Annotated in this window: 11 protein-coding genes and 1 tRNA gene; 6 read left to right on the plus strand and 6 right to left on the minus strand. The window is 45.3% G+C overall.

Annotated elements, in window-relative coordinates; translation table 11 throughout:
- Positions 1–16: 16 nt before the first annotated feature.
- The 4 genes from PK654_RS05580 to PK654_RS05595 form a co-directional block, all read right to left on the minus strand.
- Positions 17–1,054, minus strand: a complete 1,038-nt coding sequence (locus PK654_RS05580; protein ID WP_271698220.1) for an ABC transporter substrate-binding protein — start codon at positions 1,052–1,054, stop codon at positions 17–19.
- A 416-nt stretch (positions 1,055–1,470) separates the two neighbouring features.
- The gene (locus tag PK654_RS05585) at positions 1,471–2,802 is read right to left on the minus strand and encodes an MFS transporter (RefSeq protein ID WP_271698221.1); all 1,332 of its coding nucleotides are present in this window, start codon (positions 2,800–2,802) and stop codon (positions 1,471–1,473) included.
- A gap of 11 nt (positions 2,803–2,813) precedes the next feature.
- The gene (gene uhpB, locus PK654_RS05590; RefSeq protein WP_271698808.1) at positions 2,814–4,361 is read right to left on the minus strand and encodes a signal transduction histidine-protein kinase/phosphatase UhpB; all 1,548 of its coding nucleotides are present in this window, start codon (positions 4,359–4,361) and stop codon (positions 2,814–2,816) included.
- 20 nt (positions 4,362–4,381) lie between these two features.
- Positions 4,382–5,011, minus strand: coding sequence for a response regulator (locus PK654_RS05595; protein ID WP_271698222.1), 630 nt, complete (start codon positions 5,009–5,011; stop codon positions 4,382–4,384).
- Between the two features lie 277 nt (positions 5,012–5,288).
- Between PK654_RS05595 and PK654_RS05600 the strand changes: the two genes are divergently transcribed.
- Positions 5,289–5,376 (plus strand) — tRNA-Ser (locus tag PK654_RS05600).
- 103 nt (positions 5,377–5,479) lie between these two features.
- On the opposite strand, the gene PK654_RS05605 is transcribed toward PK654_RS05600, so the two are convergent.
- Both PK654_RS05605 and PK654_RS05610 read right to left on the minus strand, forming a co-directional pair.
- Positions 5,480–6,895, minus strand: coding sequence for a coniferyl aldehyde dehydrogenase (locus tag PK654_RS05605; RefSeq protein WP_443088735.1), 1,416 nt, complete (start codon positions 6,893–6,895; stop codon positions 5,480–5,482).
- A 20-nt stretch (positions 6,896–6,915) separates the two neighbouring features.
- Positions 6,916–7,497 carry a TetR/AcrR family transcriptional regulator gene (locus PK654_RS05610; RefSeq protein WP_271698224.1) on the minus strand — a complete coding sequence of 194 codons (582 nt, stop codon included), beginning with the start codon at positions 7,495–7,497 and terminating at the stop codon, positions 6,916–6,918.
- Between the two features lie 743 nt (positions 7,498–8,240).
- Here PK654_RS05610 and PK654_RS05615 point away from each other — a divergent pair.
- From PK654_RS05615 to PK654_RS05635, 5 genes are all read left to right on the plus strand, one after another.
- Positions 8,241–10,364: a type I secretion system permease/ATPase gene (locus tag PK654_RS05615; RefSeq protein ID WP_271698809.1), complete on the plus strand. Its 2,124-nt coding sequence runs from the start codon at positions 8,241–8,243 to the stop codon at positions 10,362–10,364.
- Positions 10,365–11,741 (plus strand): HlyD family type I secretion periplasmic adaptor subunit, encoded by a 1,377-nt coding sequence (locus PK654_RS05620; protein WP_271698225.1) that lies wholly within the window; start codon positions 10,365–10,367, stop codon positions 11,739–11,741. It begins immediately after the preceding gene.
- Positions 11,742–11,745: 4 nt separating this feature from the next.
- The gene (locus tag PK654_RS05625; RefSeq protein ID WP_443088726.1) at positions 11,746–13,890 is read left to right on the plus strand and encodes a type I secretion system permease/ATPase; all 2,145 of its coding nucleotides are present in this window, start codon (positions 11,746–11,748) and stop codon (positions 13,888–13,890) included.
- A 150-nt stretch (positions 13,891–14,040) separates the two neighbouring features.
- A complete protein-coding gene (locus PK654_RS05630) occupies positions 14,041–19,419 on the plus strand; it encodes a hypothetical protein (RefSeq protein ID WP_271698227.1) in 5,379 nt (1,792 codons plus the stop codon).
- A 72-nt stretch (positions 19,420–19,491) separates the two neighbouring features.
- Positions 19,492–20,742 (plus strand): SGNH/GDSL hydrolase family protein, encoded by a 1,251-nt coding sequence (locus PK654_RS05635; RefSeq protein WP_271698228.1) that lies wholly within the window; start codon positions 19,492–19,494, stop codon positions 20,740–20,742.
- Positions 20,743–20,744 lie beyond the last annotated feature (2 nt).

The raw sequence follows: 20,744 nt of genomic DNA on the forward strand, positions 1-20,744 counted from the left end.
CAGAGGTATCAAAGGCTTAGTTGCCCATCTTAACCACGTTAACCCACTTCTTAATCAGGCGTTTACGTGTGTCAGATGCACCATAAGTGCTCATATCGTAATCGATAAGATCCAGTTTCTTAGGATCAAGAGCATAAGGAGACTGCTCAGCATCAACGTTAGTCAGGATTTGGAAAGACTTACCTTTCTGCCATGCTAACTGCTGGCCTTCTTTAGACAGTACCCAGTCGATGAACAGCTTAGCGTTCTTCTCGTTACGGGCACCTTTAATCATACTTACACCGCCGATCTCATAACCTGTGCCTTCGCAAGGAGAGATAAGCTCAAGTGGTGCACCCTGAGACTGCTCAAGAGAGTAATCGTGCAGGAAGCCAATACCGATAGCGATCTCGCCACGGGCTGAGTTACGGGACGGAGTTACACCAGACTTAGTGTACTGAGAGATGTTTTTATCAAGACGCTGGAAGTATTCAAACGCTTTCTCTTCACCCCAAAGCTGGATGAAAGTCGCTAGTGCTGTATAAGCTGTACCTGAACTTTGTGGATCAGCAATCTGAATCTCTTCTCTGTATTCAGGCTTAGTCAGATCTTCCCAGCAACGAGGAATCGCAAGGCCTTTTTCAGCCAGACGCTCAGTGTTCACACCGAAACCAAGAATACCCATGTAAACGGCGGAAGAGTAGTTACCTTTACGTTTTGCAGGATCTCTGAATTCTGGGATGATGTATTCTAGCTGCTCGGATTTATATGGAGTCAGAAGATCCATTTCGCCAGCCTGAGATTGTGGGTCCAGAGTACCGCCGTACCATACGTCAGCACGAGGGTTTTTACGCTCAGCCTGAATCTTAGCCAGCGTACTGCCTGAACCGTTACGTACAAAAGATGTTTTTACATCATACTTTTCAGAAAACGCTTTTGTTTCTGCTTCACACATAGCGTTGGTTGCACTGCAGTAAACAACCAGACGGCCTTCAGCCATAACTTGCGGGGCAGCAAGAGCGGCAGAACCAAGAATGCAGGCAGCTAACAGATGGCGTTTCATATTACCTTTCATCTTTGTTTCCTCTTTATAGTATTGGCCCGGCAGGAGAAACGATTGCTTCTGTTGACCGGGTGGAAGCCACTTCATGCGGCTAATCCTTTTATTTATTCGCCTTACCTGAAATCAGGTTTGGACAGATGTCACTTTGATGTTCTGTTTCCGCCCGGAGGCGAAATTTGTTTGGGTACATTGCAATACTAAAAAATGCGAAGACAAATAGAATGAGACAGGTTTTTAGCCAACTAGGAAAAATTCCTAGTTTTGGGTGGCTTTGGGAAGAATTGGGATTGTGCTCACAAACAGAGCTGAATGGACGGTGAATTTCACCGCGCCGTTATTCCTTATGTAGAGGTGACGCGGAGGTGATGCGGAGAGTTGTTTAATTAGCGTTTTCACCTGATTGGCGAAGGGTGACGGAGGTAACTCGGTTAGGCTGGAGTAACTTCCGCGCTTCGCTGTTGCGCCCGCAAAAACGGAATCAGCAGCATACCGACAGCCGCAGCGGCAATGGTAATCACACTAAAGAAGCCTTCCCACTGCAGCTCTTCAATCACAATGGAAAGAGGGTAACCGGCCAGTGCTGCACCCAGATAACCGAACAGGCCGACAAAGCCGGTGGCGGTACCGGCCAGATCTTTGTGGGAACATTCAGCCGCTGCCATACCAATCATCATCTGCGGGCCGAAGATAAAGAAACCGATGGAGAACAGGCAGCCGGACAGCACAAAAATATTGTTTAGGGGCATCAGCCACAAAGCAGCAACGGAGATAAAAATGCCCAAGGCAAAGATCAGGTTCATCGGTGCACGGTTGCCGTGGAAGAATTTATCCGATCCCCAGCCGCCGAGCAGCGAGCCCATAAAGCCGCCAACTTCAAACATGGAAACAGCGGTATTAGCGGTGAGTAAGTCCACATGGTGACGGTCTACCAGATAGAGGCTGCCCCAGTCATTGACCGCGATACGCACCACATACACCAGCAGATAAGAGCTGCACAGAAGCCAGATATATTTGTTACCCAGTACATAGGTTTTAAGAATTTTTCGGAAAGGCAGCCCTTTCCCTTCTTTCTCCTGCTGCTTTTCCAGCGGGTCATTACGCCAGTCACCGACAGTTGGCAGGCCAATGGTGGTAGGCTTATCCTGCATACGGAAGGTAAGGAACAGCCCCACCAGAATGGCGATGGTACCGGGAACAATAAAGCCGAAGCGCCAACCCCAGGTAATGGCGATATAGCCGATAAGAATCGGTAACAAGGCACCGCTGACATTGATGCAGGTGTTCCAGATAGACCACCAGAAACCCCGCTCTGAACGGGAATACCATGTAGTCAGCAGCTTGGCACAGGCCGGCCAGCCCCAGCTCTGGAAAAAGGCATTCAGCATCCAGAGCACCACCATAGCCGCCAGCGACGAGCTGAAGCCGAACAGGATATTCACCACACCGGTAGCTATCAGCCCAAAACCCATAAAATAGCTGGGATTGGAGTTATCACTGATCATGCCGGAGATAAACTTGGAGGTACCGTAGGTGACATAATAGATGGTGGCAATAACACCGATATCGGACGGCTCCCAGCCAAGATCCGTCAGCATCACCGGCATACTGAAGTTAAGGCTCTTACGGGTGAAATAGAAGATACCGTAACCCACGTACATCGAAAGCATCAGGTGCAGACGCCAGTAGCGGTAAGTGTTGTCGATAATGTGCTTATCTTTAATTTGAGCCACAGGCTGCTTCTGGGATAAAAAGCCAAACATAACTACTTCCTTTAACCTGTGCCTTTGGTGGGCAGATTGACCACAATTCGTGTTCCTTCACTGCCATCGATAGCAATACTTCCGCCAAGGGCGGTTACCCTTTCTTCCAGACCTTTAAGGCCGGTGCCCTTAGTGCGCCAGTTGGCAGGCAGGCCGACACCGTTATCGCGGTACTCCATACTAAACAGAGCACCCGGTAACAAGGTAAGGTGAACATCGCTGGCCTGAGAGTGCTTGGTGGCGTTATTTAACAGCTCCTGAACAATCCGGTACAGGGTGACCGAAGTGATCTCATCCAGCAGCTCAGTATTAAAGCCGATATTGAGCTGAAAGCGTACGCCGCGTTCAGCAAACTTCATCTCATTGGCAAGCTGCTTAAGGGCACTTTCCAGACCCAGTTCATCAAGAATATGCGGGCGAAGTTGAGTTAACAGCTGGCGGGTGGCGCTGTGAATCTGAAAGGCCAGATCATTAATGGCATCGGCTATCTGCTTGGTTTGATCTTCTTTGGCGGTACGGTTGGCCAGTGTGGCCTGAATCTGAATCGCGGTAATATTCTGGCCTATCTCATCATGCAGTTCCCGTGCAACAGATTTGCGGATATCTTCCTCTACATGCACTAACTGGCGGGTCAGGTTCTGCTTAGCATCCAGCTCATAGGCCAGCTCAGTATTGACCCGTTTTAGCTTCTCCGACAGCAGGTGCTGTCGGCTGATGGCAATACCCAGTCCCAGCCCGACAATCGCCTGAGTGATCAGAAACAGCTGCATCTCTTCATAAGTGGTAAAAGAGCCCATTACCTTCTTAGCCAGTGTCAGCAGTACGCTGTTCATCACTGCCGCCAGAACACCACCCTGCCAGCCATAACGGTAGGCCATAAAAATATTGGGTAGCAGCACCACAATTAGCAGCAACGAAGCCATCTGCTGCTTAAAGCTCAGCTCAGCAATCAGGCCGACGCAGAAGAAAAACGCCATCCATAAAAACGCAGAAGGGCGCAGGGTCACTTCTTTATGGATCAGGGTAGGGGAGAGTGGCACCCATACTTTACGGTTCAGGTAATCATGCAGCAGGTAGAAAAACGGCGCCAGAATAATACCGCCGGTAATGGTGGCGACAGTGCAGCTGTACACAATGGTGACGGACAGAGAAAGAGGCTTGGCCAGCAGAAAGATGGTGCAGGCCTGTAATAAACCATTCACCACCACAAAGCCCAGCAGAGCCAGTAGTTGTTGCCAGTAGGTTTCAAGCTGTTTCCACCATGACTGGAGGGGACGAATCAGGGCATAACTGACAAAAGGGCCGACAATTAACAGAAAATCGATGGGGTTAAACACCATGGACTTAATAATACCAATTGCAACACAGAGCTCACTAAGCAGCACTACCCACCAGTGGCGTACCGGCATAATCAGCAGAACCGCTAAGCGCAGGCCGACGGGAAGAAACAGGGCGGCAACATGAATATCCGACACCAGATAACCGCTGATCCCCCACAGGCAGAACCAGGTGATGGCGTAGATAACAAAGGTAAATACCGCAGTAAACACCTTGCCGATTAACGCTTCTTTCTCATTCATCATTCAGGCAGAAGGTTGTTTTTAATAGCAAAGCGGATCAGGTCAACATTGTTGGACAGAGACAGCTTGCTAAGAATATTGGCGCGGTGTACATGCACGGTTTTATGGCTGAGGGAGAGGTCGTAAGCCACCTCTTTAACATCTTTGCCCTGAATCAGATGCTCGAAAATCTCTTTTTCACGTTTGGTCAGCTCATTCAGTGCCGCTGGTGGCGCAGAAGCGTTGCTCAGGTTAAACAGGGCATCGGCGCACAGATAGCGATCACCGTTAGCAACGGTACGGATAGCAGTCACCAGTTCGCCCGGCCCGCAGCGTTTAGAAAGGTAACCCAGAGCACCGGCATCAATGGCCTGACTGACAAACGACGCAGAATCGTAGATGCTGAGAATAATCGCTTTTAGATCCGGTTTAATATGCTTAAGGCGGCTAAGCAGGGAGAGGCCGCTTTCATCGGGCATAGAGATATCAATCACCGCCACATTCAGGTCAGGCACAGCGGCAAGGGCATTAAAGGCCTCTTTTGCGGAGCTGAACTCACCGACTACAGAAATATCCGGTTCGACACTTAACAGCTGAGCGAAGCCAGAACGAACCATGACGTGATCGTCAATTAGGGCAACAGATATCATTGGGGTTTCCTTCTAAAAACGGGGCAATGTTCGCAAAAGGTGATGCTTTTATCAAAAAAGCTGCGGTGAGGTGTGACACTTGTCGATATTCCTAACTGACCATATCAGCCAGACAGAGCAGGAAATAAGAAGGTTCAGTGGAAGTAAAGTTAAGCAAATTAGCTAATTAATAGCCAGTTAAACGCAAATGCGCACTTTTTACGGTTTTTCTCCTTGACCAAACCCAACATAATCATTAAATTAGCGCCTCGTTGCCCAGCGTGGTAACCCAAAATACGGTGAGTTGTCCGAGTGGCTGAAGGAGCACGCCTGGAAAGTGTGTATACGGCAACGTATCGAGAGTTCGAATCTCTCACTCACCGCCACATTCAAAACCCCAGCAGAAATGCTGGGGTTTTCTTGTTTACTGATAAGTAAATTCAACGGCCTGTAACCTGCTGAAGTAACTGTTTTGCTTTTACGCTATTGCTACTTAAGCAGATATTTTCTTAAGGTATTGAAAACAAAATCTCTGTGCTTAAGAACAAAGCGGTTTTTCGGCAACCAGCTACTTGAGCGCAGCACGGTTTTTGCCTTTGAGAAGGTGAGAAAACCCTCGTGTCCGTGATAGTGCCCCATACCTGAGTTGCCCACACCGCCAAATGGCGCATCATCGGCAGCTACATGCATTGCCGTGTCATTAACCGCTACGCCACCACTGTGAGTTCGGGTGATAAACGTCTCTATTAGCTGATTGTCATTGGACATAATATACAGAGCCAGTGGTCGCGGCCTGTCATTGATATAGCTGATCACCTGTTCAATATTGTTGTAGGTCATCACTGGCAGAATAGAGCCGAATATCTCTTCCTGAAGAATCTTCATTTCCGCAGTTAAGTTGGTCACTAAATGAGGATATACCCGTCGCCCCTGATCACTTTCAATCTCTTTCACCGGGTGCACTGTTGCACCATGGGCTTTGGCGTCATCAAGGAAGCCCATTAACCGGCTGTACTGACGATCTGACACGATATGGGTCTGGGTGTTATCCGCCCCATTGTCGATATGATATTCCCGGTATCGTTGAATAAAGGCCTCAATAAACTCTTGCTCGCGCGCTTCGGGCACAAACACATAATCCGGTGCGACACATATTTGCCCTGAGTTGACCGACTTACCCACAATCAACGCATCTACCGCGATGTTGATATCGATGTTATCGTCGATAATGGTTGGAGATTTACCGCCCAGCTCAAGGGTGATCGGGGTTAAGTTATCGGCAGCAGAGTGGGCAACCATTTTACCGACCGTGGAAGAGCCGGTGAAAATCAGGTGGTCAAACGGCAGGGCAGAAAAAGCGGCTCCGACATCTGCTTCACCTTCAATAATACAGATATGCTCACTGACATCGTTGATCACTTTGCGCAGGGCAGCATTGGCGTTGGGGGTAAACTCACTCATTTTAATCATTACCCGGTTACCGGCAGCAAGTGCCTGTACTGCCGGGCCAAGAGCCAGATAAAACGGGAAGTTCCATGGGGTAATCACCCCGACGACGCCGAGAGGCTGGTAGTGAACCGTTACGCTGGAAGGGGCTAACAATAACCCTGCATGGCGCTTGGACGGCTTCATCCATTTTTTCAGGTTCTTTATCGCATAGTTAATGCCGGCCACGCTGGGTAAAACATCCGCCATTAAGGTATCGAACTCGCTGCGGTATCCGTAATCGCGCTTTAGTGCGTCATAAATCTCTTGTTCGTGGCTAAGAATCCCTTTCTTGAGCTTTTTCAGCACCTCTATACGCTCAGCGTAAGTTGGCGCCGGGTTATTGTTATAGGCGCTTTTCATTTCAGAAAAGTCGCTGTGAAGCTGTTGAGGCTTTACTTTCTGTAAGATTGACATAATGGTTTCTCTGATTTTATAGATTAAACATCAGCCTTTTTGACGCTATTTATAATGAAGGCCATATTTTTAGTAAAACTTTCTCTGGATGACTCTTCGACCAACAAGCCCTTTCCGGCAGAAATCAGCGTGTAGGCAATACCTAGGGCGTTGTCCTCTGCTGCCAGTTTGTGTCGGATCAGATAGTCCGCTAGCCGGGTTCTGAACCTAAGCGGCCAGTCTTCAACAGATGAGTGAGTTGCTTTTAATGTATCGTCCAGTACCTGAGTACCGTGTTTTTTGGCAATGACTTCAACAGCATTGCCGATAAACACGTCAAAGGTTTTTTCCAGCCCTTCGGAGGCCTCCAGGCTATTGTCATCCAGTATCTGAAAGATCTCTGAATACATGTTGCTCAGATAGGTATGAATAACCCATTGATAACACTTATCTTTAGAACCAAATTTTTTATAAACAGATTGTCTGGATAAGCCGGCACTATTGGCAAGATCTTGCATAGACGTTTTTTGATAGCCGTGTAGGGCAAAGGTCAGCAGCAGTTGCTTGGCCAGACTCTGTTCCTGATGATCGGTTCGGGACATTTCCTGATTCTCTTTTCTCTGCATGGTCAGATAACCATTAGCGTGTTTATGTGGTTAAATTTACATCAAATGATTTTTTGTCAATTAAAAGTTTACAAAAATACCTTTAAATGTAAACATGCAAACTTAATGGTCTGGATATTCCTGTTAAAAAGTGACTATGTTAGTCGACCTGATGGGACAGTTCTGTCTGGTGATTTTGAAAGCAGTGATTGTCAGAAAATATCGTCAATAGGAAAAAAGCGTCTAATCAAATATGCTCAATTGAGATACCAGTCCGTATCTATATTCTACTTCTGGCATTTTCTCATTCAGGTTGCTGGTAGATACGCATATTTAACTTATTCGTTGGTTGACTAGTAATAACACTACTTTATTGCTTATAAATCACTTGCATATATGAATGCTTCTATCGTTTGCGCACTTTTAACAGTGTTAGAGTTTTTACTTTACCTGTGTGCAATATAATCTATTTTTACTCTTTTATAAAATTTACAAAAATAACTTCTTGTACCAATAAATAAACAGTAATAGTAAACGTAATTGTATAAATAAATTAATTTCCATCATAACCAATTGATATGTAATGATTTAATGGTTTGTAATCATAGTTTTTATTATTGTAATGGTTTGTAAGAAAAGAAGTTATCTTGCGCTTGATGTTGGATGTTTAAAATATAAAAAGCTAGCCTAAATATATTCTTGATTAGGTGGTTACATTTTTATTTACATGGGTGTCATTTGCTCGTGTCATGTTTGTTATTTTAATGGGTGTCTTTAATCTGGTGGAATCATCAAATTTAAACTGCTATTCAGCAATTAAATGTAGTGAGATATTGCTTAATCTCAGTGGTGTTCAATACTGTGCTAATTCAGAAGTTAATTCTAAATTAGCATTGAATGATGAATTTAAATTAATTAAAAAGAAACACAGAGTTTCCATTTGTTTTAAATATCTTAATGTTAAGAAAGTCACCAATGAGATGTTACCTCTGGCTTTTAAAACGAAAGACGGAACATTCTCAATACTCGCGCAAATGTCAGAACAACAAGCCTTAATTCAGAAAGTGTCTAGTGCGACACCGGATGTAATCTCAGTTGCTGAGCTGGAGAAAAACTGGGCCAATGAGGTAATACTGCTCAAGCAGGCGTCAATGAAGTTCGATATTTCATGGTTTATTCCTGAATTTAGCCGCTACCGGAAGCTTATTGCTGAGGTACTGGTATTTTCCCTGATGTTGCAGTTTTTGGCTTTGATCACGCCGCTTTTTTTTCAAGTGGTGATGGACAAAGTCTTAGTGCACAGAGCGTTATCAACACTTGATGTGTTGGTTATCGTGCTGATTGTGGTTGGAATATTTGATGTCATTCTCAGGGGATTACGGGAATACCTGTTCGCTCATACTGCGAACAGAATTGATATCCGCCTTGGCATAAAGTTATTCAGGCATCTGTTGGGGTTGCCATTACTCTATTTCAAAAGCAGACAAGTGGGGGCCATTGTAACAAGGGTTCAAGAGCTTGATAGCATACGTGATTTCTTAACGGGATCACTGCTCACATTGTCAGTTGATGTTCTGTTTACATTTGTTTTTTTTGCAGTCATGGCATGGCTTTCAACGGATCTCACTTTGGTTGTTCTGGCAGTTCTGCCTTTCTATTTATTGCTTGCATGGGGAACGACCAAACCACTGCAAAAACGTATTGAAGATCAGTTCCAGACATCTGCTGCCAACATGTCTTTTCTTAACGAATCAGTGAGTGGTGCAGAAACGATCAAAAGTCTTGCTGTTGAACCAAGAATGCAACGAAATTGGGAGCAGCAGACTAATGACATGGTTACGGCAGGCTTTAAAACTCAGACTCTGAACTCCTTTGTTAATCATGGCGTGATGCTGTTACAAAAAGTGTCTGGTGTGCTGATTATCTGGATAGGTGCACATAAGGTGATGTCACTTGAACTGACAATAGGGCAACTGATCGCCTTTAACATGATGGCATCCCATGTTAACCAGCCAGTGGCTAAGCTGATTGAACTGTGGCAGCAGTTTGTCCAGACCCGTGTGGCAATAGATAAGCTCGGAGATATGTTGGATCTTCCCGTTGAGCAAAAGCAGGGTGATGAATCTCCTGCTACTTCTCTTAGAGGAGAACTACGCCTCAACAATATTTCATTCCGTTATCAACCTGATTTACCCATGGTGTTAAACAACATCGACCTGCATATAAAGCCGGGCGAAACCATTGGTATTGTCGGACCTTCGGGTTCGGGGAAAAGCACTCTGACGAAGTTACTGCAAAAGCTTTATACACAGGACGAAGGAGAGATATTGGTTGATGATCTTTCTATAACGGACATATCACCTTGTTACTTGCGCAGCCAGATAGGTGTCGTTTTACAAGAGAACTATCTGTTTAACACCACTGTGAGAGAGAACATAGCAATCCGTGATGTAGCGGTACCACTGGAAGACGTTGTCAAAGCGGCAAAACTGGCAGGTGCTCACGATTTTATACTGCAACTTCCCCTTGGGTACGACACGGTAATTGCAGAAGGAGGGAGTTCATTATCCGGAGGGCAGCGTCAGCGGTTGGCGATTGCCCGGGCGTTAATCGCCGACCCCAGAATTTTGATTTTTGATGAAGCCACCAGTGCGTTGGATGATGAATCTCAGGCCATTATTCAAAGCAACATGGCAAATATTGCCAAAGGCAGAACAGTTATCAGCATTGCTCATAGGCTATCAACCGTCCGGGATTGCGATCGCATTATTACACTGGAAAAAGGAGAGATCACAGAAATGGGAAGCCATTCAGAGCTGTTGTCTTTGCAGGGTTGTTATGCACGCTTGTGGAATTTGCAGCAAGAGTTAGCAGAGGAGAAGGTGTAGATGAGTTGGTTCTCTGGATTTGGTTTTATGAAACGAAAAGCGGTTGGTGCCAACCAGCGCTCAACTGATGAGTTTGAGTTTCAGCCTGGGCACCTTGAAATTATTGAACGTCCTCCCTCTCCCTGGGCAAGGCGCAGTGCTTTGGTTATCTGTCTGTTGTTATTTATTGCCATTGCGTGGTCTGTTATAGGCAGACTGGATATCCATGCTAGTGCCGCCGGTCGCTTGTTGGTCTCTTCCCACTCTAAAATTATTCAGTCACTGGAAACGGGAGAAGTTGCTGCAATCCATGTACGTGACGGTCAATCGGTTCAGCAAGGTGATGTGCTGATAAGTCTTAACCCTGTCGGTGCAGAGGCAGAACTTCAACGCCTTCAAAACCAACTAAATTATCAGCTATTGGAAAAGACACGCTTAACGGCATTACTTTCTGATGCTCCGATGGTTTTTTTCTCTCAGGCAGCTAAGGGTAAATCAACTCCACAGCAGGTAGAGCTCACAGAGAAACACTTACACAGCATCTGGAAAGAAGTTTCTGCCCAGCTAAAAAATTATGAAAGCCAGATCTCGGTTAATCGTGCCAGTCAGCAGAAGGGAGAAATAGAAGTACAAGCACTTGAACGGCTGGCAACCAATATCCGTTACCGGCTGCGTGCCCAGCGTGCTCTGGAAGCGAACAAGCTTTTAGCAAAAATGGAGTTGTTAGAAAAGGAAAAAGAGTTAATCGAAGTGGAGCGCTTACTAGCCAGTCAGACGGCTGAAAACAAAGTATTAGATGCTCAGTATCAAAACCTTAGTGAACAAAAAACGAGTTATTTGGCGAAGGTAAATCGTGAATATTATCAGCAGCTTACACAGATTGACGCCTCCATTGCACTTGTTGAACAGGACCTGATTAAAGCAGAAGAAAAATCAAGGTTGCAGGTTTTAAAAGCGCCGGTAGATGGGGTAGTGCAACAATTAGCGATTCACACGATAGGAGGAGTGATAGAGCCGGCAAAGCAATTGATGGTTATCGTGCCTGATGATAGCGCTATAGAGGCAAAAGTCATGGTGTTGAACAAAGATGTCGGATTTGTTCAGGCCGGACAACACGTAGAGATAAAAGTAGATGCTTTTCCTTATACTCGTTACGGAACCATCAGTGGTGTTGTCGCCCATGTTTCAAAAGACTCGGTAGAAGATGAAAGAATGGGTTTGGTCTTTCCGGCACGTATACGGCTGAATCAGAACTATATCGTAGTTGAGGAGAGTGAGAGCAAACTGCAGGCGGGAATGAGTGTGACCGGCGAAATCAGAACCGGAAACCGCAGAGTCATCGATTACCTGTTAAGCCCGTTACAACAATACCAATCTGAAGCATTGAGAGAGCGATAGATTTATGGTTGCTGTTTGCGAAAGCCTTACTGAAAAAATAGAGATGAGTCAGAAAGAAACAGCCATGCAGGCTGTTACTTATGTTGCGGGTCATTTCAATCTTTCCGTTGAACCAGAGCAGTTGGCACACAAACTGGGCAAAGCCGGGAAAAAGGTCAGCGGTGATGATTTGTGTCGTATTGTCCGCTGGACTGGGCTTCGGGCGAAACGAATTAGCACTAACTTTGAACGTCTGGAGTTTTTACCGACTCCGGTTTTGCTGAACACAAGCCAGGGTTGGCTGGTGCTGAAAAGTGTAAGTAAAGAAAGAGTAACTCTTTACCATCCTGCCACCGATAGTAGCCGGCAATATCCGAAGACACTATTGAGCCAGTATTGGGATGGGGAGAGCATCCTTATATCTGTGGTTAAGGAGCATCATAAGGCTCATAAATTTGGTTTTCAGTGGTTCCTGCCCTCCATCCGTAAGCATGCAAGCCAGTTTAAAGTGGTGTTGATAGTATCTTTGATGCTGCAGCTTATTGCACTGGTTACTCCAATGCTGTTTGAAAATGTAATTGACAGAGTATTAGTAAGCCGAAGTCTAACCAGTCTGGAAGTTTTGGGTTTTGCGATGCTGATGCTGGCTATTTTTGAACCAGTATATGGCTTTATACGCTCTTGGTTGTTTTCTAATCTAGCCAGTAAAGTAAATTCTGAACTGTCCGCCCGGTTGTATCAGCACTTAATTGCTCTTCCACTGAACTATTTTCAGCAGCGCCAGACCGGGCAAATTATCGCCCGGGTTAAGGAGATGAATCAGATACGGCAGTTCCTCACGGGCTCTGCATTAACCATGTTGCTGGATCTAATTTTTATCGCTCTTTTTGTCGCAGTGATGTTCAGCTATGCCCCTAAGCTGACTTGGCTGGTTTTAGGTTCATTGGTGCTGTATTTCGTATTCTGGCTTGCCGTCGGACCAGGTTTGAGAGCGCGCGTAACCAGAGAGTACGAACTCTCGGCAGATAATACGGCTTTTTTGGCTGAATCTGTCACCGGGATTGAGACAATTAAAACCACAGCGACAGAAGAAAAATTTCTTCAGCGTTGGGAGAAACAGCTGGCAAGCTTTATCAGGGCCGCATTCAAGGCAAAAGTGGTTGGTATTTGGGCCGGACAGGGAATTGGCTTGATTCAGAAGCTGACTTCTGCACTGGTGCTTTGGTGGGGAGTGACTCTTGTTATGGAAGGGCAGTTAAGTGCGGGCGAATTGGTCGCATTTAATATGCTATCCGGTCATGTTACGCAGCCTATTTTAAGGCTCGCTCAGGTCTGGCAGGACTTTCAACACACTCTTATTTCTCTTCGGCGGGTCGGTGACATTCTGGATGAAAAGACTGAAAGCGGCTCTTCGGGTTTAGCATCTGTTCCAAAGTTGAGCGGAGAAGTGAGCTTTTCCAATGTGCGTTTTCGTTACAGTGAAGATGGAAAAGAGATTCTGCGTAATCTGAATCTGGATATTAAGGCTGGTGAATTTGTAGGTGTGACAGGCCCTTCCGGTTCAGGAAAGTCCACTTTAACCCGATTACTGCAGCGCCTGTATGTACCTCAGAACGGGCATATTCTAATTGACGGAATTGATTTGGCTATTGCTGATCCGGTAGCACTTCGGCGCAACATGAGTGTTGTTCTGCAAGAAAGTATTCTCTTTTCCGGCACCATTGCTGAAAACATCAGTCTTTGCCGCCCCGATGCCAACATAGAAGAGATAGTGCAGGTTGCCACCATTGCCGGTGCTGATGGTTTTATCCGTGAAATGGCTGATGGTTACGACAGTCAGGTAGGCGAAAAAGGCAGCCGCCTTTCCGGCGGTCAACGGCAGAGAGTCGCCCTTGCCCGTGCATTACTTACCAACCCCCGAATATTGTTACTTGATGAAGCTACAAGCGCTCTCGACTATGAGTCAGAGGCGGCCATTATGTCCAACATGAGTGAAATATCACAAGACAGGACAGTAATCAGTATCGCGCACCGCCTGAACACCATTCGTCATGCAGACCGGATTTTGGTGATTGATCAAGGGGATATTGTTGAACAAGGCACACATGACGAACTGATTCTCAAAGGTGGAATATATTCAGGCTTGTGGAAAAAACAAGCCGGAGGTTGATCTTGCTTTGTTATTTACCCTAAAAATGCCGCGTGTAACGCGTCAATTTTGTGTGAATGACGTTTCGTTAACCCAAATGGATAAGGGTTCTTAAGTTGATGGTGTTTTTGTGTAAGGAAGCCAGAAACCCTACTACAAGGTATTCATAATATGAGTTCAAGTAGTTTAAACAATGCTATTCAGGCGTCGTTTCAGAAGCATTTTAACCGAGCTTTAATTCAGGCGGTGACAGAGTCTGTAACCTCTGGCAAAGACAGTCTTGATCCCAATTTGGCGATTAAGGCAATGGAGCTTGCATTAGAAGAGAATGGCGTAAGCAAAGATGCCGTTGATGCGGTAGCGCTGCTTAAAACCGATCAAAAAGTGATCGAGCAGTTTGATCAATTCGATAAAGTATTGAGCAGTGATGAAGCTCCGTCTTCTGCCTCCTCAATCGACCAGGATAAGTTTAGTAAGGTTCAACTGAACAACAGTGAATTATCAAATCTGGTCAACAGTTTAAAACAAGAGGCAGATTACAAGACACATACTGCAATTGGTAAAACAGTTAAAGGAGTAGCCAGTTCCGGGTGGGATTTAAAAGGCAAGTGGGGCGAGTTCAAAGATGCCTCCAGAGCGCTCAATATAGAAACAGAACTGAGTAAAGCGCTGGAAGAGTTTGATAATCTTCCTTCAGAATATAAAACTGACTCTTTCGAAAAGTTATTTGCCAAGCGTCATCCGCCAGTAGAAATTGAACTGGATGGAAAAATAATCACCAAAACGACACTTTCTCCAAAGCAAAAAGCGCTCAATCGTATTCAAAATGCCCTAGATCAGTCTGATAGCTTTATCAAAGAGATGAATGTCAAGAACGCTCCAGGTCAGGACTTACTATCAAAAGCAGGCAAATATGGTAAGAAAGTCTGGGCTGTTGGTGGCCCTCTGACAACTGCTGGTGGTGGTGTATATACTGCTGTATGGGCTCAGGATAATGTCGATAAAATTCATGACTTGTACGAAAAAGGCATTATCTCAGAAAGTGAGTATAAGGCCCGAAAGGCTCAATTTGATTTGATGACAGCATCAGGAGCACTAACGATCACATCAGGTGTTGTCGAAGGCTCGAAGACGATAGCGACTCAGATTGTGAAGCACACTTCTAAAGGTGTAGCGAATACGGCAGCAAAAAACTTTGTGAAAATTGCACCTGGTATTGGCGATATGCTGGCAATTGGTATGTCTTCAGTGTCACTGGCTAAGAATGCAATTGCGGCTGATCAGGCAAGAAAATCAGGAAATACAGGTCGTACAGCTGTGTACGGCACCATGGCTGCATTAGACGGGGTTAACGTCGTTCTAAACAGTGTGGCTTTAGCTCTGGAGTTTGTTCCGGGAGCAGGCACCGCCTTGTCGTTTGCCGTTAATATGGTTTCTGTGGCTGTTGAGTTTATTAAGTCTACGATAGAACATTTCTCCAAACTATTTGATAACCGTACGGAAGCAGAGAAAGTGAACGAGAAGTTCACTCAACTGGTTGAATCCGATGCCTTTAAAAAGCATGTTGATGTGCTGGCAGATGACTTTAAGAAACAAGGCTACGACATCTTCGAATATGTTGTTGATTCCCAGAGTGCAGGTGTAGAAGGTTCTGATTCTGCTCATGACAAAGTGCCGGTCAAAAAAGTACTTCGTTTATTAAGCGATGGCATGTTTAAGAAGAGTTTTGATGAGCTGAAAAAAGCTTATGTCGACACAAGTTATAAGGATGGCGACTATCACGGAATGAATGGTGATGATCTTATCCAGATTCTTGGTGGCGGTAATCGTAATCTCTACGGTGAAGGCGGTGACGATATTATCATCGACGCCAAAGGCAACAGTAAACTGGATGGTGGTAAAGGTAATGACTATCTGGATGGCGGTGCTGGTGTTGATGAGTTCTACGGTGGAGATGGCGATGATATTGTTAACTTCCAGCCGGCAATTGATAAATCTGCAGATGGTGGTGCAGGTAAAGATACCCTTAAAGTGAACTTTGGCAATGGTGACCATATTTCGCTGCGCTCAGGGCAAATGCAGCATCAGTTAGGTGGTGTGCACCTTGATCTGGAAAACAAGCAGGCTGGTGTTGGTCTTGGAAAAGACTGCATTGTCGATACAGCTAAATACTCAGCAAGTGCTCCGTCTAACCTGACTAGCTACTTTACCGGTAGCGATGGGGTAAAAGCGTCGGCTCAGCTTGAGTCATTGATGAGCCGTGGATCGTCATCTATAGGCAGCTATGCCGATTTAGTTAAAGCGACCAAAGGGCATCAGTTGTGGCAGTTAGCTAATACCGGAAACGGTGTCCGCTACTACACTGACGGTGAACGAATCTATAAGCAGAACGCAGATGGCTCAGTTCATCAGGGGCAGTTCTCTATAAAAGGGATTTCCGACTCAGTGGTAAGTTGGTCAGGGGATCACCGTACAGCCAATGTATCGAATGGTAATGAAGTAGAGGCATTACTGTACCTTTCATTCTCAAGTACTGATTGGGTGAAAAACTTCGAAAACGGAGACGTACAACTTTCTGGTTCTTCGTTAGCTAATATCTACGGTGACAGTCAGGACAATATGATCCGCATTGGATCTGGTGGATTTGCCGCAGTCGATGCAAGGGATGGCAATGACACGATTGTTCTTGAAGCGGACAGTAGTCATGTAAACGACTTTCACAATAACTTTATTTATAAAAATGCGATACAAGGCGGTGATGGCTACGACTCATTAGTTCTTAAGAACATTAATACTAACCATGATTCTTTAGATAACAAGTACCACGCCTATTACCTTGTTGATCATGGTCATAAATCTCTTAGTGAGTTCGGTCAGTTTTATGGTCACTCTTATGGCAATAAAAACTACAGAATGGTTGCGGTTGATGGCATAGAGTCTGTAGTACTAGATGACTCTGCTGCATCGGGCGTAAGAGGATCAACAACCCTTGATGCTTCTGCACTTGGTAAAGGAATGACCTATGTAACCAACCTTGAGCGTCAGGCCGATATCGTTACTTCAAAGCATGATGATAAGGTCAAAGTCAACTCAGCGGCGGATGGCAGCCAGTTCAGAAGTTCAGGTGGTCAGGATATCCTCGATTTTGGCGGATACCAAAAAGGTGCCGTTAAAGTGAACTTAGAAAATGGTCAGATTCACGGCAGTCTGACAGGGCTGGTGCATAACTTTGATAACGTCTTCGCTTCCCGCTATAGCGGTGATGTACTGACAGGCAGCAGCCGGTCAAACACATTGGTTGCTCAGGGTGGCAGTGATACTTTGTTCGGCATGGGCGGTGATGATCATCTGGTTTCCCGTCAGGGAACTCACACTCTGATAGGCGGTGAAGGTTCAGACCTCTATACTGTAATGGGGCCTGTAAACAGTGGTTCAGTCTCTATTGTTGCTCAGGCTGACTCCAAAGGAAAAGTGACCATTATGGTCGACTTTGGTCAGGGAATGAAAACCCTACAACCGGGTAAACATAACCTGAATGTACTTGGCGTTGATAAGTCTGCACTCACCCTATTATCAGGGCTGACACTGAAAGACAGTGCAGGTAAAGATGTAAGCAACAATGGATTGATTTCGGTTGTTGATAATCAGCTTGTAATTAATACTCAAGGGCATTTTGCTAATCTGAAAGCGAATGAGAAAGTTCAGCTTTCTGCTGGTTATGAATCAGCGGGTTCAGTTACCCGTATCGATGAGTCAGGCATTAATAATGTACTTCGCCTTGGTGGTATCAAAGACATCAATGATATTCAGTTTGCACTGGATAAAGACAATAATCTGGTTATAAAAAATAAGCAGGGACAGGATGTTATTGTTGATGTTCAGTTCGGTCGCGAGTTCTCAGCCGGTAAAACAACGCTAGCAGAGTTAAGTAGTAACTTTGTGAAGCGTTTCCCTCAAATTAATCTGCTGAGTACCCAGAAGAACCTCGATATGGCTCAGTTCAATACCAAGTTATCGACATTTGTAAACTCTCTGAAAGGCCATGAACTTGCGGTAAATGATCGTATTATTCAAAGCCAGTCTAAGCAGGCGACCATCAACAGCAAGCTAGGGGATGACATTATTGTTGCTGACGGTTTTGCAGGAAACAGCGTTGATCGTATAGATGCAGGGGCGGGAGACGATATTATTCTTGCCAACCGCAAATGGAAGGGACGTACGTCGTACGACAATCCGGTCTCTACAACTATTGTTGCCGGAGCCGGCAGTGATACTGTGGTGCTGGGTGATGACAGCCGTAGCGTTTTTGTTGACTTTACTACAGGTGCCCAGGAAGGGGATAGAGATACTCTGGTTCTGAACTATGCGGATATGAAAGATATTGCCTTTATGTCTTCGGGTGACCGACTAAGTGATGTAACCATCGTATCAAGAAAAACGTTCCGTTCGTCATTTATTAAAGGTATGCCTGCTAAGTTAGCCATAAAAGCAAATGGCAATACCTACATCACTGATAACGCTGAGCAGATCAGTAATATCTTGACTGGTAATACACCGTTCTCTCCATCCGGTTTTACTCACTATCTGGATAAGGATGGCAACCCGTCCCTAAACCTGGAGTCGGTTAACAGCAATGGCCTTAAAGTCTGGATGGGCAGTACTAAGGACGGATTGCATGTCAGATTACAAGGTAACAGCCGGACGCTGGCTAGTTTCGATTTCTCTGAAATTAACCATTCGTATATCAATAGAGCTGACCTGATCAAAGGAATTGCCGCAGATGCTCAGGGTAGTCTGAAGTTTGGTGATAAAACGCTTACCGGTAAAGAGGTTCACGCTTATCTGCAAACTCTTCTTTCTGACAGTAGTAAAGTTCACCTTGAACCGGGGCTGACTCTTACCGATAAACAGGTTGTTGTAGAGCAGCCAGTTAAGGATAAGGGTAAAGAAGAACAGTTACGCCTTACCAATGCATCCTTTGAAAATGGTAACTATAGGTATGTTCAGGACTGGCTTGGAACTGGAGGAGTTAGCTCTTTCAGTGACAGACAGAAAATTAATGGTCACGGAAGTAAAGCTTTGCGCCTTTCTGGTGGGCAAGAAGCATCACATACCTTGCATCATGAACTCATTGATACTTCAGCGGATTATAAGCTGAAGATCAATATCGCACATGAAACCCTTATAAAGTCGACTCTAAGTATTCGTCTGCTGGCAGGGCATACGGTAGTCGGTGCAGTAACGTTCAGTCCTGAACAATACTGGGACAGTATGTCAAGTTACTGGAAAGAGCTGGAGGTGCATATTGATGGTTCTAACCTGAAAGGAACGGCGGATCAGAACCAGAAGCTGACTATAGAAATCGTGCAAGGGAAAAATATCTACCCTAGTCAAGGTGGTGAACCTGTCACCGTGTTTGACAACGTGCGCCTGTCGAAACTGACGGGAGCAATGGCGACCTTTGATAAAGATGCAACATCAGCTGATGGCAGCAGTACCAGAGGCACAACCTATACGTTTAAGAGTCTGATAGCACCACCACAGGTTTAGTAAAGGCAAAGCGGCTCTTCTGTTCCGGAAGAGCTGCATTCACCATATTTATTAATTAAGAATCGGTAAAAAATGAAAATTAAATTATTAGCTTCGTTAGCCCTGCTTGGCAGCACGTTTACTTATGCGCAGGAAACTCCTTTAACTGCGGAGGCCATCTCCGCCGCTCAGGTAAGCAGCGCACAGGAATCAGAAACTTATACCTATGTCCGCTGTTGGTATCGCCCACACACTTCTCATGATGACTCTGCCAGTGATTGGGAGTGGGCACTTGATAGTGATGGCAATTACTTCACATTAGATGGGTACTGGTGGTCGTCAGTATCATTTAAGAACATGTTTTACACCGATGTTGCCCAAAGCACGATTATGCAACGTTGTAAAGAAACCCTTGGCGTAGATCATGCTACCGCAGATATCACTTTCTTTGCGGCCGATAACCGTCTTTCATACAACCACTCTGTATGGACAAACGACAAAGCTAGTCAGCCTTCAGAGATAAATAAAATGGTAGTGTTCGGCGACAGCCTTTCTGACACCGGAAACATGTTTAATGGTTCGCAGTGGCTTTTCCCTAACCGTAACTCATGGTTTTTAGGCCACTTTACCAATGGATTTGTCTGGACTGAGTACATTGCCAGAGACAAGGATATTCCGGTATACAACTGGGCAGTAGGTGGTGCTGCCGGAAGTAATAAATACATAGAGTTAACGGGGGTTAAAGATCAGGTTGAATCCTATCTTGTCTACCGAAAACTGGCAAAAAACTATAAGCCGGAAAACACTCTGTATGCCATGGAGTTTGGTCTGAATGACTTTATGAACTATGACCGAACCGTGGATGAAGCAAAAGCGGACTACATCAAAGCACTAACCCGCTTAGTGGATTCAGGAGCTAAAAACATCTTACTTCTGACACTACCTGATGCAACAAAAGCGCCTCAGTTTAAGTATTCAAGTAATGAGAAAGCAATTGAAGTTAAGAACAAAATTCTGGCTTTCAATCAGTTTATTCGTGAGCAGGCAAACCTGTATCCTCATCTGAATATGGTTCTGTTTGATGCTTATAACTTATTTGAAGACGTGACAACTAACCCTGAAAAACATGGTTTCAAAGTGGTGTCTGAGCCTTGCCTAGACATCAACCGCAGCTCAGCGCGTGATTACTTGCTATCACATAGCCTAACCAATGATTGTGCATATCATGGTTCAGATAAGTTCGTTTTCTGGGGAATAACTCACCCTACAACTGCCATGCATAAGTTGATGGCCAATAAGATTATTGCCACCTCACTGGGTAAGTTTAGGTTCTCAGGTAATTAACC

Origin of the sequence: Vibrio sp. SCSIO 43137 (assembly GCF_028201475.1) — a bacterium.
GTDB lineage: Bacteria > Pseudomonadota > Gammaproteobacteria > Enterobacterales > Vibrionaceae > Vibrio.